The sequence below is a fragment of the Silvimonas iriomotensis genome, from assembly GCF_014645535.1.
Taxonomy (GTDB): Bacteria; Pseudomonadota; Gammaproteobacteria; order Burkholderiales; family Chitinibacteraceae; genus Silvimonas; species Silvimonas iriomotensis.
Window position 1 is genome coordinate 477,463 of the sequence record NZ_BMLX01000002.1, and the last position, 15,412, is coordinate 492,874.

Below are 15,412 nucleotides of genomic sequence, written 5' to 3' on the forward strand. Positions count from 1 at the left end.
CCTCACTTCACGTTGAGCGATTTTTTGGCCTGATCCAGCAGATCAAGCTTCACCCAGTCTTTGGCCACCGGCGGTTTGGCCATGCGCCCTACCCCATACTTGACCATGAAATCCGTCGTGGTCTGGATATGCTCCACCGTCAACTCATAGGCAAACGGCGAGTTTTCGATGGCGTCTTTGTAATCATCGGGCGTGATCTGGCCCTTGAACATGTTGTTGACCACATAGTTCTGCGCCAGCTTGGGGTCATCCATGAACGCGCGGGTGGATTGCACAAAACACTTCATGAATTTGGCGGCCAGTGGCTTGTTGTTGTAGAGCTTTTCCGTCATCACCAGGGTTCGGATCGGCTCGCCCATGGGCGTGTCGTACGGCTTGAGCAATTCGGTACCAAAGCCCTTGTTGATGGCTTGCGAGGCCTGCGGTTCAGATTGCGCCATGGCGTCGATCTGCTTTTGCATCAGCGCCTGGTTCAGATCGGCAAACGGCAGATAGACAATCTGCACGTCCTTGCCCGGCTGGTCAGACCAGGTCAGCCCGGCTTTGGCCAGTTCAGCCAGCAGCAAGAGTTCCTGCGCCCCGCCACGCGCCACGCCGATCTTCTTGCCCTTCATGTCGGCCACTTTCTTGATGGGCGAACCGGCAGCGACCACAATGCGCGCGCCGCCCTTGGCAAACCCCGCCACGGCAAAGATCGGCGCCCCGCCCGCGCGCCCGGCAATGGCCGCATCCGCAGCGCTGGCCGCCACATCGATATCGCCCGCCACAATGGCCGGCATGATATCCAGCCCCTTGGCAAACATGCGCTCTTCAATCTTGATCCCGCATTTGGGGGCCAGTTCTTTCATGTAAGAGATCGCGCCGTAATGGGCGAACTTGAGGTTGCCAAGGCGGATGACGTCATCGTCACAGAACGCCTGGCCGGCCGTTGCAGCCAGCACCACACCTGCCAGAAACCAGCGAGCTTGCATGCTTTACTCCTGAAATCGAAATCCGGTTTGCCAAAAAGCCGGGCAAACCCCGACCCTACAAAAACGTATTTATTTCATGAACTTGCGTGACATCAGCCGCAGATCGCGCGCTGAATCACCAATGCATAAGCTGTTGTCATTGTGGCTGAAGTGCCGGCAATTGGCAGAAGATGCGGGAAATCTTGTAGCGCCGCTGTGGCATATCGGGCGCGGTGGACAACAAAAAAGGCGCCTGCTGGCGCCTTTTTTTATGGCTGACCGGCAACCGGTCAATGTACTTGCGGGCCGGGCGGCACTGCGGCTGCGCCGGTAAAGAGCTGGGCGACGTCGACGGCGTCGAACTCGTACTCTTTGCCACAGAATTCGCAGGTCACGTCGACCTTCTTGCGTTCCTGGATCACGCTTTCCACTTCTTCGCGGCCGACCATCTTGAGCATGCCGCCAACGCGCTCGCGCGAGCACGTGCAAGAAAAGCGCGGGGTTTGCGGGTCGAACACGCGGACGATTTCCTGGTGGAACAGGCGGTAGAGCACGTCACGCGGGGCCAGGCCCAGCAGCTCGTCGTCGGTGATGGTTTCGGCCAGTTTCTGCACGCGGTCCCACGCATCGGCATCGCCTTTGCCGGCGGGCATTTTCTGCACCAGCAAGCCGGCGGCGCCGCCGTTCTGGCTGGTCAGCCACATGCGGGTTTCCAGTTGCTCGGAGTGCTGCATGTAGTGTTCGATGATCTGGGCAACGCTCTGGCCCGATTCATAGGCCACGATGCCCTGATAGGTCTCGCCTTCGTCCGGGTCCAGCGTGATGATGAAGCGGCCCTTGCCCAGCAAATCGCCCAGTTCGGCGTCCGGGATATCGCCATCCCAGCGGGCGGTGGCACGCAGGGTCATGTCGCTGGTGCATTCGACCACAATCAGCTTCACCGGGCCGGAGCCGTGCAGCTGCATGATCATGGTGCCTTCAAACTTGAGCGTGGCCGACAACAGCGCGGCGGCGGCCATCAGTTCGCCAATGCGCTTTTGCAGCACCGGCGGGTAGTTGTGGCGGCTCATGACCTCGTGCACGGTGTCGTGCAATTGCACGACTTCGCCACGCACGGGCGCTTCTTCAAATACAAATCGTTCCAGAATGTCTTGCATGGTGTATTCCTGATTGCCTTTGCTGGCTGATTCCGGGGTCAAACGCGCTGGCCGGTCAGGCTTTGGCGAGCTCGATGGTATAGCTGGTCATGGGCAGCGACGAATTCACATCAAACGCGCAACCGGCTTCAACGCCGATCCGCGCCAGTTCCGTCGCGTCCATTTTCGGGTTGTCGTAATGTGCATGGATGGCACCCAGCGCATAATCCGCGCCGCTGCCGATGGCCCAGAAACGACTGTATTCGTAGACCTCGCGCAGGCTGAAAATGCCGTAAATGCCATGCGGATTGGCCAGCAAAACAGTCATCTGGCTCGATTCATACGGGTCGTTGTCTTCTTCTTCGGTCTTGAGGAAGAAGTCGTCTTTCAGTTTAACGTGCAGTTTGCGAAAGCTCTCAAAAATGGCCGGACGGCTGCTGAAGTCCAGTTTTTTGGGTTTCTTGAGCGCGGCCTGCAAGACAAGGTCATGCGCGGCACTGCCCGAGATCGCAAAATACCCGCCGTGTGCTTCAAAAATCTTGTTCCATTGTGCATCCAGCCCCGCACCAAGGCGGGTTTCGCCAAAGGTGGACTGACTATCCGCCGCAATGGCGACCTGGTTTCCTTTACGGACTACCACAACCGTGGTCATTGATTATCCTTGATGAATGCGATGAGTTTGCGCAATGCGTGCTGCACAGTGGCGGCGCGCACGGCGTGGCGATCACCGCTGAAAATCCTGCGTTCTGTTTCTATCCCCATGGGCGTGGCCCAGGCAAACCAGACCGTGCCGACCGGCTTTTCTGCCGACCCGCCACCCGGCCCCGCCACACCGGACACCGCCACCGCCCACTGCGCCCGGGCAGCGTCTGCCGCGCCTTGCGCCATGGCGGCAACCACGGGCTCGCTGACTGCGCCGACGGTTTCCAGGAACATGGGCGGCACGCCCAGCATGTCGACCTTGGCGATATTGGCGTAGGTGACAAAACCACGCTCGAACCAGTTGCTGGAACCGGGCACATCCGTGATCGCACCGGCGATCAGGCCACCGGTGCAGGATTCTGCGGTGGTGACAGTCTGACCGTGGGCCAGCAGCAGGTGGCCGAGTTCTTCGGCCAGGACGTAAGTGGGGTAAGTGGCGTCTTGCGGCATTTTTTCAATATGTAGAGGTGAGTCGGTTTACTTCGTCATGTGGGTGGAGCCATGCGCAATTTGCATGGATGAAAGCGCTTGTCCATCACTTCGTCATTGCCGACCTGGGCGGCCCCTGGCGGGAATCAAGCTGCACTGTGTGCCTGGACCAGTAAACCCGAACCGCTGTTAGCGCCCAACAGCACTGCCGAAGGGGACTCACTTCAAAAACAACTTCAACCCCAACAGCAGCTTCAACGCCAGTCGCACATCCCGATCTACCAAAAACACAGGCCCGCATTCGCGGGCCAGTCAGTTCACACCATCAATCCACAATCAGCGGCGTGGCGGGCACGCGCAAGAAGTGTTCGCGGTAGAACTTGAGTTCTTCAATCGACTCGTGAATGTCGGCCAGAGCGGTGTGCTTGCCTTGTTTCTTGAACTGGCGGGCGATCTCGGGTTGCCAGCGTTTGCACAGTTCCTTGAGCGTAGAGACGTCCAGGTTGCGGTAGTGGAACCATTCTTCCAGTTGCGGCATGCCGCGGGCCATGAAGCGGCGGTCCTGGCAGATGGAGTTGCCGCACATGGGCGAGGTGCGCTGCGGGACGTACTCTTGCACGAAGGCCAGTGCTTCGCGTTCGACATCGGCCACGCTCAGGGTCGAGGCCTTGATGCGGTCGATCAGGCCGGAACGGCCATGCGTGCCTTTGTTCCAGTCGTCCATGGCGTCCAGCACGCTGTCGGGCTGATGCACGGCCCAGGACGGGCTTTCGGCAATGATGTTCAACTGGCTGTCGGTAACGACGATGGCAAGTTCAATGATGCGGTCGTTATCCGGGTCCAGACCGGTCATTTCCATGTCCAGCCAGAGCAGATTGTTCTGGTCTTGTGCCATTGCGCTTTCCTTGCTTGCCTGATTCAGAATGCGCAGATTATAGCGCATCCCCTGACTGCACCGCGGCTGGCTTGACATTGGCATGGCGCTCGGCAAGAAAGAAATGGCGGGACAGCCCGATCTGATGCGGACAAGGCCCGCCCTTACCGGGAGCCCATCATGCCTGCCCCTTTACCGAATCGGGATATCAGCCTTTTGGCTGCGCGTATCCTGCTGGCCCTGCTTTATCTGCTGAGCGGTTTGTCCAAAGTGACGGCGTTTGACGGCGCGGTGCAATACGCGGCGTCGCACAATCTGCCCTTGCCACAAGTGGGCATTGTGATTGCCATCCTGGTTGAATTGCCGCTGGCAATCTTGCTGATCCTGGGCTGGCAGACGCGCTTGCTGGCCTGGGTGTTTGCCATCTATACCGTGGCCACGGCGCTGTTCTTTCACAACTTCTGGGATGTCGCGGACGCCGCCCAGCACGGCAACCAGTTCATTCATTTCTGGAAAAACATCGCCATCACCGGGGGTTACCTGGCGCTGGCGGGTGCCGGCAGCGGCCGTATTGCGATCCGGCCAGACTAGCCCCCGAGACGGGCGTCAGACGATTCCTGCACGATTTGGCGCACAGTTGACCTTGCCGGGCGCGGTTTGCCTGCCGAAACTCAATAGGCAGTGCTGCGCCTGCATTCTTCCCATCCGGCCGCCTGGAGCGCCCAGCCATGAGTGATCCACACGCAATCTTGCCAGATCAACCCGCCAGCGCAGGCCGCCGCCGCGTGCTGATCGCGTCTGGCCTGTTGCTGGGTTCGCTGGCGCTATCGGGGCGGCTGGTGCAGACGGTGCTGGCCGATACGCCGGCCCGTGACGCGGCGTTTTTGCAGTTGTCGCAACTGCTCACCGGCCGGCCACAACTGGATGCCACCATCGCTCACCGGTTTTATTCGGCACTGGGCGTCAGCAATGGCCAGCTGGATAGCCAGATTCAGGAGATCGCCGGTGAAGCGCAGACCAACAGTCTGACCAGCGCCGAGGAATTGCTGGCGGCGCTGGATGCCAACAAGCCAGAACTGGCCAAAACCGCCCGCACGATCATTGCAGCGTGGTATTCCGGCGTGGTGGGCGAAGGCCCGCAAGCGCTGGTCATTACCTATGCGGATGCCTTGATGTTTGATCTCACCAAGGATGCCACCATGCCCCCGTCTTATTGTCAGGCCGCGCCGCTGTACTGGTCGGCCAAGCCGCCTCTGGCCTGATCTGGAATCCGTTTATGCCTGCAAATGATCATTCCGCAGATGTCATCGTGATTGGTTCCGGCGTGGCCGGCGCGCTGGTGGCGCATGACCTTGCCAGTGCCGGCGCCACAGTGCTGATGCTGGAAGCCGGACCACGGCTGGAACGCTGGCGCATTGTCGAAAACTACCGCAATGGCGCCAGCAAGGACGATAACCAGCAGCCTTACCCGGCCTCTAAACATGCACCACATCCGGAATACAAACCCGATAACGACTACCTGATCCTGAAAGGGCCGGACGCCAAGGCCTATGCCTCGCAATATCTGCGCGTGGTCGGCGGCACCACCTGGCATTGGGCGGCGTCCTGTTGGCGCTTTCTGCCCAACGACTTTCACATGAAACAGGTCTACGGCGTCGGGCGGGACTGGGGGATCAGTTACGACGATCTGGAGCCCTGGTATTACAAGGCCGAGCTGGAACTGGGCGTGTCCGGACCTAACGACGGCACGGATCTGGGCTCGCCGCGCAAGCAGAACTACCCCATGGATCACCTGCCGCTGTCCTGGAACGACCAGCGTTTTTCCGATGTCCTGAACGCCAACGGGTTCAGGCTGGTGTCTGAACCCGTTGCACGCAACAGCCGCCCGTATGACGAGCGCCCCACCTGCTGCGGCAACAACAACTGCATGCCTATCTGCCCGATCGCGGCCATGTACAGCGGGATTGTCCACGTGCTCAAGGCCGAGCGTGCCGGCACCCGCTTGCTGACCAACGCGGTGGTGTACCGGCTGGAAATCGACGCCCACGACAACATCATCGCCGCGCTCTACAAAGACCCGGAGGGCAACAGCCACCGCGTGACCGGCAAATACTTTGTGCTGGCGGCCAATGCGCTGGAGTCCTCCAAGATTCTGCTGATGTCGCACACCGACAAATTCGCCAACGGTCTGGCCAACAGTTCCGATCAGGTCGGCCGCAATCTGATGGATCACCCTGGCACCGGCGTGACCTTTCTGGCCAATGAACCGCTGTGGCCGGGGCGCGGGCCGATGGAGCTGACCTCGATTGTCGATCATCGTGATGGTGATTTCCGCCGCGACTGGGCCAGCAAGAAGCTGCACCTGAACAACCAGTCGCAAACCCGCAAGGCCACACTCAAGGCGCTCTCCATGGGGCTGGTCGGCAAAAAGCTGGAGGAGGAAATCCGCTACCGGGCGTCGCACACGGTCAACATCAACAGTTTTCACGACATCTTGCCTGATCCGGACAACCGCCTTGTCTTGTCAGACCAGAAAGACGCGCTGGGCCTGCCGCGCATGGAAATCACCTACAAGATTGGCGACTACACCAAGCGCAGTGCGGAACACACGCATGAGTCCTACGCAAAGATCGCGCAGCTGTTTGGCGGGACCGAAGTCACGTTTGATGACGAATTCGCGCCCAACAATCACCTGATGGGCTCGGTCATCATGGGTAGCAACCCGAAAGACTCGGTGGTGGATACCGACTGCCGCGCGCATGATCATGCCAACCTGTATCTGGCCACCAGCGGGGTGATGGCGTCTGCCGGCAGCGTGAATTGCACGCTGACCATCGCGGCGCTGTCCTTGCGCATTGCCGATACGCTCAAGCGCCAGCTTGGGCACGGTGCCAGCTAAGGGGGCCGCCATGACGCTTTGTCTGATCGCCCCCCTGCGCCGGATCACACTGTGTGGCCTGCTGTTGACCAGTGCACTGGCACAGGCGGCCGGTATCAGTTCTGAACAGATCAAGCGCGGCGAATATCTGGCCCGCGCGGCCGATTGCATTGCCTGCCACACGGTGCCGCGCGGCGGAAAACCGTTTGCCGGCGGCTACGGTATTGCCTCGCCGCTGGGCACGATCTATTCCTCCAACATCACGCCTTCGGCCACCGCCGGCATTGGCAATTACACGCTGCAGGACTTCGACAACGCCCTGCGCCGCGGTATTCGCAAAGATGGCGCGCATTTGTATCCGGCCATGCCGTATACCGCCTATGCCAAATTGCAGCCCGAAGATGTCGAGGCGCTGTACGCCTACCTGATGCACGGCGTAGCACCGGTCGATACCCAGCCTCATCGCACGCGGTTGCCGTTTCCGTTCAATATCCGCTTGTCCATGGCGGTCTGGAACAGCCTGTTCCTGGACCCGCGGGTGTTCCAGCCAGAAGCGGACAAGAGCGACCAGTACAATCGCGGCCGCTATCTGGTCGAGGCGCTGGAACACTGCAGCGCCTGCCATACGCCACGCAACATGATGATGGCCGAACGTACCGATGCGCCGTTTGCCGGCGGCCAGCTGGGCGCCTGGTATGCACCCAATATCACCTCCGACCCGGTCAGCGGCGTCGGCGGCTGGACTCAGGATGAACTGGTGCAATACCTTAAAACCGGCCATGTTCCGGGCAAGGCGGCCGCCGCCGGGCCGATGGCAGAAGCGGTCTCGGACAGCCTGAGCCACCTGACCGATGCCGACCTGCAAGCCATGGCCACCTACCTCAAGACCATTGCCCCCATCCGCAATACCGCGGACACCAGGCCCGCGTATGCCTGGGGCGAACCGGCCCATGACGACGCCACCTTGCGGGGCACTGCAGGCGTGACGCAAAACAGCCATGCCACCAGCGCGGCCGAACTCTTCAGCGCCAACTGCGCCAGTTGCCATCAACCCAGCGGCATGGGCACCACGGATACCGCCTATCCCTCGCTGACCAACAATACGGCGCTGGGCCATGCCAACCCAAGCAACCTGATCGCCGTGATCCTCAACGGCGTGAATCGGCCCTTGCCGGACGGACGCCACGCCTTCATGCCCGGCTTTGGCCCGGACAGCATGGTCAACCCGCTGTCTGATGCCGACATCGCCGCGCTGGCCAATTACACGCTCAAGCAGTTCGGTAACCAGAACGTGCAGGTGACGGCGGAGGACGTCGCCACCTCGCGAAAAGGCGGTGAAGCGCCGCTGCTGGCCAAGGTGCCGCGTGTTCTGCCGATTGTGCTGGTGGTCTTTGCCCTGCTGCTGATTCTGGGTAGCTGGCGCAGCGTGCGGCAGCGCAAATTACGCCATGTGGTGCGGCCCTCGCCAACGCCCAAAACGCCTTGAGGCTGCGCGGTATGCAGGCAAAATGTGGCATACTGGCCATCTACCCTTTTGCCCTGCAAACCCGCGCCAGGCGGCGCATCAGTGATTTTTGGACCGAATGACATCCACCCAGTTTTCTGCCCTTTTCGTGTTTGCCCTGGCCGCCAGCGTGCTGCTGCAACTGTGGCTGGCCGCGCGCCAGATCAATCATGTCCGCCGGCACCGCAACGCCGTGCCAGACGCGTTTGCCGGCAGCATTGTGCTGACCTCGCACCAGCGCGCTGCAGATTACACCGTTGAAAAAACCCGTTTCGGCATGGTGCATACCGTGTTCGAAGCCATGGTGCTGGCGGCGTTCACCCTGGGCGGTGGCATTGAATGGTTAACCCAGGCGGCACAGCACTGGTTTGGTCAGGGCATTGCCGCGGGCGTGGCCATGATCGCCTTCGTCGCGATTGTCCAGACCGTGCTGAGCCTGCCGTTCTCCTGGCACAGCACCTTTGGCATTGAGGCCAAGTACGGTTTCAACCAGAGCACGCCGGGCATTTTCTGGGGCGATCTGCTTAAAACCGCCGGCATTGCGGCCGTGCTGGGTTTGCCGCTGGTGACCTTTGTCCTGTGGCTGATGCAGCAAATGGGCGCGCACTGGTGGCTGTGGGTGTGGATCACCTGGATGGCGTTCAGCCTGTTTGTGATGTGGGTGTTCCCGACCTGGATCGCGCCCTTGTTCAACAAATTTGAACCGCTGCCCGATGAAAGCCTGCGCCTGCGCATCGAAGCGCTGCTCACCCGCTGCGGCTTTGTAGCCAGTGGCATTTTCATGATGGATGGCTCCAAACGTTCCAGCCATGGCAACGCGTATTTCACCGGTCTGGGCAAATCCAAGCGCATCGTGTTTTTTGACACGCTGCTCAAACAACTGGATGGCGACGAGATCGAAGCCGTACTGGCACACGAACTGGGCCATTTCAAACGCCGCCACATCATCAAACGCATCGGCTTTACCTTTGTGTTGATGCTGGGCTTGTTGTGGTTGCTGGGCCAGTTGATGCAGGTGTCGTGGTTCTATCAGGGCCTGGGCGTACAGACCCAGACCACGGCCACAGCGCTGATGCTGTTCTTCATGGTGTTGCCGGTGTTCACCTTCCTGTTTGCGCCGCTGGGTTCGTGGCTGTCGCGCAAGCACGAGTTTGAAGCGGATGCCTACGCCGCCGAACAAGCCTCGGCCAGCGATCTGATCAACGCCCTGGTCAAGCTGTACCGCGATAACGCTTCGACCCTGACGCCAGACCCGCTGCATAGCGTGTACTACGACAGCCACCCGCCGGCCAGCCTGCGTGTTGCCGCGCTCAAACGGCTGGCGTGATGCGCATGACTGACAGCGCCCGCATTGTCGCCAGCCATGGCCGTGTCTACATCGTCGAAACCGCAGACGGCCAGCGCCTGTCTGCCAGCGCCCGCGGCAAGAAGTCTGATTTTGCCTGCGGCGATCTGGTGGATATCCAGATTCTGAATGCTGAACAAGCCGTCATTGAAAAAGTGCAGCCGCGCCAATCGTTGCTGTACCGCTCTGACCAGTGGCGCTCCAAGCTGATTGCCGCCAACGTCACACAGATTGTGATCGTGGTCGCGCCAGTGCCCAGTTATCTGGATGAGCTGATCGGCCGCACCCTGATTGCGGCAGAGTCGCAAGACATCAAGCCGTTGATCTTGCTGAACAAGTGCGACTTGCCTGAAGCGGCCGCCGCGCGTGAGGCACTCACCTATTACGAAAAACTGGGCTACCCGCTGCTGGCCCTGTCTGCCCGGGAAGACGTCAGCCCGCTGCGTGAGCGGCTGCAGGGCCATATCTCGGTGCTGGTCGGCCAGTCCGGCATGGGTAAATCAACGCTGCTGAATGCGCTGATCCCCGAAGCCGGCGCACGCGTGAACGATATCTCCACCGCGCTCGATAGCGGCAAGCACACCACCACGCACGCCACGCTGTATCACCTTGATGAACACGCTGATCTGATTGACTCCCCCGGGGTGCAGTCGTTTGGTCTGGCGCATATCAAGGAAGAAGCCCTGCCCGGCCTGATGCCGGACCTGAGCCCGTTTGTGGGGCAGTGCCGTTTCCATAATTGCCGCCATCGCCAGGAGCCGGACTGCGCCATGCGCCAGGCCGTTGCCGACGGCGCCATTGCCCCAAGCCGGCTGGCCTTGCTGCAGCGCCTGCAAGATGAGCTGGCTCAAGGTAACGCCTGGTAAAACGCCCAAACGCTGACAAGCGGGTTGCCGAGCACGCGTGATTGATATGACAATCAAGTAGCAACAGCGCCCCGAAGGGCGGCCCGACCATGTATCAGGCGTCGCAGGCCGCACCTGATTTGTTATATTGATATTGCCGTAATCCGCAGCCTTGCCAATGCCCGCACAACGCGCTTTGCACCTTTACAAACAAACCCAGAACGCCGGAGACGACGATCGGGTTACCAGGCATGCGCCACTGGTCAAGCGTATCGCTTACCACATGGTGTCGCGCCTGCCGGCCAGTGTGGACGTTGAAGACCTGATCCAGGTGGGCCTGATGGGCTTGATGGAGGCCGCACGCAATTTTGATCCCTCCACCGGCGTGCAGTTTGAGACCTTTGCCTCGCAACGGATTCGTGGTGCCATGCTGGACGAGTTGCGCAATGCCGACTGGGCATCGCGCCAGACCCGCCGCAACATGCGCGAAATCGAAAACGCGCTGTCCACGCTGGAACACCAGTTGGGGCGCGCGCCGTCAGAAAGCGAAATCGCCCGTTCCATGGGGCTGCCGCTGGACGAATACCAGCGCATGCTGGCCGATGCCCGTGGCCATCAACTGGTGTACTACGAAGATTTTGAAGACGAAGACGAGCACAACAACTATCTGGATCAGGTTGCCGCAGACCACACCGCCAACCCGTTCAACCAGATTGCCGATGCCGGCTTCAGAAGCATGTTGATCGAGGGCATCAACAAATTGCCCGAACGCGAACAGTTGGTCATGGCGCTGTACTACGATGAAGAGCTGAACCTGAAAGAGATCGGCGCCGTACTGGGCGTCACTGAATCACGCGTATCGCAATTGCACAGCCAGGCCATCGGCCGGTTGCGGGCGCAGCTGAAAGACTGGCTGCATCGCTGAACGGGCCAGCAATACCTTGCAAATAATTGCTTGAAGAATTAAAGAAAACGCGGCTGCCGCCGAAATAACCTGAACAACAATGACCCTCCCGGCGCATGGATAAAATCAGTGTCATCGGCCTCTTGCTGGGCCTCATCGCCATTACCCTTGGCCAGTGGCTGGAAGGCGGCCACATCGGCTCCTTGCTGCAATTCACCGCTTTTCTGATCGTGATCGGCGGTACCGCCGGCGCTGTCATGCTGCAAAGCCGGGTGGTGGATTTTGTCGCCGGCATGCGCATGGTCAAATGGGTGTTTGTGCCGCCCGCTCACGACTTCCGCCGCATTCTCAATACGCTGACCACCTGGAGCCAGCAAGCCCGCCGCGCCGGCCTGCTGGGGCTGGAGCAGTTCGCCATGAGCGAGAAAGACCCCTTCGTCAAACGGGGCCTGCAAATGCTGGTGGATGGCGCTGAGCCCGAAACCATCCGCCACGCCATGGAACTGGATATCGACGCCTGGGAATTGCACGCGCGCGCAGCGGCCAAAATCTGGGAGGCCGCTGGCGGTTATGCGCCCACCATCGGCATTCTGGGCGCCGTGTTGGGGTTGATCCACGTCATGGAAAACCTCTCTGACCCTTCGCGCCTGGGGGCCGGTATCGCGGTGGCGTTTGTGGCCACTATTTACGGTGTCGGCTCTGCCAACCTGATCTTTCTGCCGATCGCCAACAAGCTCAAGTTTCATATCGGCACCGAAGTACGCCGCCGTGAAATGCTGACCGAGGGCCTGATCACCATTGCCAACGGTGAAAACCCGCGCATGATGGAAAGCAAGCTGGCGGCCTACCTGTAACAACAGGGCCGCCACGCGGCAGGTGTCTTAACCGTGCGACACCCGCCTGCCACCTGACCGGTGGCCCGGCACAATATCGACGATTTGCGGCCGGCGACGCCTGCCACAGCCCGCTTGTCGTTATAATCCCCAAGTCCAAACATTCCGGCCCCAGCTCCTGGTCACATGGCTTTCTTTCGCAAGAAAAATGTCTCTAACGCCTCGTCGCGCTCTGCCTTGCCTCCGCAACTGGCCAACGTCCTGCGCGAATCCTGGTGGTTGCTGCTGGTGGCGGCAGTACTTTATCTGGTGCTGGCACTGGCCACCTGGCATGCGGCAGACCCAGGCTGGTCGCACAGCGCCACCCGCGCCGATGTCCACAACCGTGGCGGCCTGTTTGGCGCATATCTGTCTGACATCCTGCTCTCGGTCTTCGGTTTTTCTGCCTGGTGGTGGGTGGCATTTTTGTTTGCGGCCATCTGGTGGGGCTATCGCCGGCTGGACCGGGTGAGCGAATCCTCCCGCCCGGTGGTGTTTCTGGCCTGTGTGGGTTTCCTTGCCATCCTGTTATCCAGCTGCAGCATGGAAGCGCTGCGGCTGCACTCCATTCACTTCAATCTGCCCCTCTCCCCCGGCGGCGTGCTGGGCCTGGCGCTGGGCGGCTGGCTGTATCACGTGCTGGGTTTTACCGGTGCCACCGTCGCGCTCGCCGCACTGTGGGCCGTGGGCGTATCGCTGTTTACCGGCTTGTCCTGGCTGGACCTGATGGAACGCATCGGGGCGATTGTGGAATGGGTCGTCCTCAAGGTCATCGATACCTGGCAGGCCGCGCAAGACCGCCGCATTGGCCGGCAAGCCTCTGTTGCGCGTGAAGAACGCGTCAGCGTAGAGAAGAAAAAGAAAGACGAAGCGCCGCCGCTGGTGATTTCTGAACCCGTCATGGAAATCCCGGTCGCCAAGGCCGTAGCAAAGGCTGAGGAAAAGAAAGCCGCGCAAGAACAGAAAAAAGCCGTGCAGCCCTCGCTGTTCGAATTTGCTGACCTGCCGCCAGGCGAGGCCGCCCTGCCCGCGCTCAACCTGCTGACGCCGCCCGTGGCCGCGCAGGAAACCATCAGCCACGAAACACTGGAATTCACCAGCCGCCTGATCGAACGCAAGCTGGCGGACTTTAATGTCGAAGTCAAAGTGATTGCCGCCTACCCTGGCCCCGTCATCACCCGTTACGAGATCGACCCAGCCACCGGCGTGAAGGGCTCGCAGATCGTGAACCTGATGAAAGACCTGGCGCGCGCGCTGGGTCTGGTGTCGATCCGCGTGGTGGAAACCATTCCCGGCAAGACCTGCATGGGTCTGGAACTACCCAACCCGACGCGGCAGATGATCCGGCTGAGCGAGATCCTCAGTTCCGAGGCATTCCATACCCAAAGCTCCAGACTGACCATGGCACTGGGCAAGGACATCACCGGCAAGCCCATCGTCACGGATCTCGCCAAAGCGCCGCACATGCTGGTGGCCGGCACCACGGGTTCGGGCAAGTCGGTCGGCGTGAACGCCATGATCCTGTCCTTGCTGTACAAGGCCACGCCGGACGAAGTGCGCTTCATCATGGTCGACCCCAAGATGCTGGAACTCTCCGTCTACGACGGCATTCCGCACCTGCTGGCCCCGGTGGTCACCGACATGAAACTGGCCGCCAACGCGCTCAACTGGTGTGTAGCGGAGATGGAAAAACGCTACCGCCTGATGAGCGCCATGGGCGTGCGTAACCTGGCCGGCTTCAACCAGAAAGTGAAAGAAGCCGAGAAAGCCGGCAAGCCGCTCAGCAACCCGTTCAGCCTGACCCCGGACAACCCCGAACCGCTCACGCACCTGCCGTTCGTGGTGGTGGTGGTCGATGAATTTGCCGACCTGATGATGGTGGCGGGCAAGAAGATCGAAGAACTGATCGCCCGCCTGGCCCAGAAAGCCCGCGCCGCCGGCATCCATTTGATCCTGGCTACCCAGCGCCCCAGCGTGGACGTGATCACCGGCCTGATCAAGGCCAACATCCCGACGCGCGTGGCGTTCCAGGTCTCGTCCAAGATCGACAGCCGGACCATCCTGGACCAGATGGGCGCCGAAGCCCTGCTGGGCCAGGGCGACATGCTGTTCCTGCCGCCCGGCACCGGCTACCCGCAACGCGTGCACGGCGCCTTTGTGGCCGATGACGAAGTCCACCGCGTGGTCGAATACCTCAAGACCACCGGCGAACCGGACTACGTCGAAGGCATCCTCAACGGCGGCCTTGATGCCGAAGCCGCCGCCGGCAGCAGCGGCGCCCCGTGGGCCGAGGCCGGTGGCGAGGAAAGCGACCCGCTGTATGACGAAGCGGTATCGTTTGTCCTGAAAAGCCGCCGCGCTTCGATCTCGTCTGTGCAGCGACAACTGCGCATTGGTTACAACCGGGCGGCCCGGTTGATTGAGCAGATGGAGAATGCGGGGCTGGTGAGTGCCATGGAGAGTAATGGCAACCGGACGGTGCTGGCGCCGGCTGCGGGGGAATGAGGTTTTTGCTTTTCGGAGCACGGAGAAGCGCTGGGGAATCCGGCGCTTTTTTGTTTTTGGGGGGTGTGGGCAGCAAACTATTTTTGCGCGGTGGCGCGGGGGTGGGCCTGGTTTGCTGAGAGGCTGCACTCCGCTTCGTCATTCCTGCGGAGGCAGGAATCCAGTCTGGCCGCCGAAGGTGGCCTTTGGGGGCCGGAGCCTTGAAAACCTGGACATTTTGTTAGCGCCTTCGGCGCGGGTTTAAAAGCATTTGATACCCGGGGTGCCGGGCCCACCCTACTTTCTTTGCTTCGCCAAAGAAAGTAGGCAAAGAAAGGCGACCCCAGCCTGGCGGCCCTCCGGGCTTCCCTCAGTCGGTCGGGAGCCTAAGGTCTCCCTCCGCTCCATCGGCGCTTGGCTTTAATGGGGGAGGAAAGTCAAAAGCAACTACAACGACAACAGCAACAACAACGGCAACAACAACGGCAA

The 15,412-nt window shown here is 60.7% G+C and carries 14 protein-coding genes; 9 read left to right on the top strand and 5 right to left on the bottom strand.

All coding sequences use genetic code 11. The features are described from left to right. Positions 1-2: 2 nt before the first annotated feature. The 5 genes from IEX57_RS08730 to orn form a co-directional block, all read right to left on the bottom strand. Positions 3-971, bottom strand: coding sequence for an ABC transporter substrate-binding protein (locus IEX57_RS08730; RefSeq protein WP_188703887.1), 969 nt, complete (start codon positions 969-971; stop codon positions 3-5). A 269-nt stretch (positions 972-1,240) separates the two neighbouring features. Further along, positions 1,241-2,107, bottom strand: coding sequence for an Hsp33 family molecular chaperone HslO (hslO, locus tag IEX57_RS08735; protein WP_188703888.1), 867 nt, complete (start codon positions 2,105-2,107; stop codon positions 1,241-1,243). Positions 2,108-2,162: 55 nt separating this feature from the next. Next, positions 2,163-2,738: an MFS transporter gene (locus tag IEX57_RS08740; protein ID WP_188703889.1), complete on the bottom strand. Its 576-nt coding sequence runs from the start codon at positions 2,736-2,738 to the stop codon at positions 2,163-2,165. Next, the gene (locus IEX57_RS08745) at positions 2,735-3,238 is read right to left on the bottom strand and encodes a CinA family protein (RefSeq protein ID WP_188703890.1); all 504 of its coding nucleotides are present in this window, start codon (positions 3,236-3,238) and stop codon (positions 2,735-2,737) included. The genes IEX57_RS08740 and IEX57_RS08745 overlap by 4 nt, the downstream gene beginning before the upstream one ends. Before the next feature lie 304 nt (positions 3,239-3,542). Beyond that, positions 3,543-4,112, bottom strand: coding sequence for an oligoribonuclease (orn, locus tag IEX57_RS08750; RefSeq protein ID WP_188703891.1), 570 nt, complete (start codon positions 4,110-4,112; stop codon positions 3,543-3,545). Between the two features lie 195 nt (positions 4,113-4,307). On the opposite strand from orn, the gene IEX57_RS08755 reads away from it, so the two are divergent. The 9 genes from IEX57_RS08755 (at position 4,308) to IEX57_RS08795 (ending at position 14,944) form a co-directional block, all read left to right on the top strand. Continuing rightward, positions 4,308-4,682 carry a DoxX family protein gene (locus IEX57_RS08755; RefSeq protein ID WP_229708927.1) on the top strand — a complete coding sequence of 125 codons (375 nt, stop codon included), beginning with the start codon at positions 4,308-4,310 and terminating at the stop codon, positions 4,680-4,682. Between the two features lie 137 nt (positions 4,683-4,819). After that, on the top strand, positions 4,820-5,353 hold the full coding sequence (locus IEX57_RS08760) for a sugar dehydrogenase complex small subunit (protein ID WP_188703893.1): 534 nt from the start codon (positions 4,820-4,822) through the stop codon (positions 5,351-5,353). A gap of 14 nt (positions 5,354-5,367) precedes the next feature. Beyond that, positions 5,368-6,990 carry a GMC family oxidoreductase gene (locus tag IEX57_RS08765; RefSeq protein ID WP_188703894.1) on the top strand — a complete coding sequence of 541 codons (1,623 nt, stop codon included), beginning with the start codon at positions 5,368-5,370 and terminating at the stop codon, positions 6,988-6,990. 10 nt (positions 6,991-7,000) lie between these two features. Continuing rightward, entirely contained in the window at positions 7,001-8,455 is a 1,455-nt protein-coding gene (locus IEX57_RS08770; protein ID WP_188703895.1) for a c-type cytochrome, read from the top strand. Between the two features lie 97 nt (positions 8,456-8,552). After that, on the top strand, positions 8,553-9,800 hold the full coding sequence (locus tag IEX57_RS08775) for a M48 family metallopeptidase (protein WP_188703896.1): 1,248 nt from the start codon (positions 8,553-8,555) through the stop codon (positions 9,798-9,800). Between the two features lie 5 nt (positions 9,801-9,805). Continuing rightward, positions 9,806-10,684, top strand: coding sequence for a ribosome small subunit-dependent GTPase A (gene rsgA / locus IEX57_RS08780; RefSeq protein ID WP_188703897.1), 879 nt, complete (start codon positions 9,806-9,808; stop codon positions 10,682-10,684). 157 nt (positions 10,685-10,841) lie between these two features. Further along, positions 10,842-11,588, top strand: a complete 747-nt coding sequence (locus IEX57_RS08785) for an RNA polymerase sigma factor FliA (protein ID WP_188703898.1) — start codon at positions 10,842-10,844, stop codon at positions 11,586-11,588. A 95-nt stretch (positions 11,589-11,683) separates the two neighbouring features. Beyond that, entirely contained in the window at positions 11,684-12,421 is a 738-nt protein-coding gene (locus tag IEX57_RS08790) for a flagellar motor protein (RefSeq protein WP_188703899.1), read from the top strand. Positions 12,422-12,586: 165 nt separating this feature from the next. After that, the gene (locus tag IEX57_RS08795; protein WP_188703900.1) at positions 12,587-14,944 is read left to right on the top strand and encodes a DNA translocase FtsK; all 2,358 of its coding nucleotides are present in this window, start codon (positions 12,587-12,589) and stop codon (positions 14,942-14,944) included. Positions 14,945-15,412 lie beyond the last annotated feature (468 nt).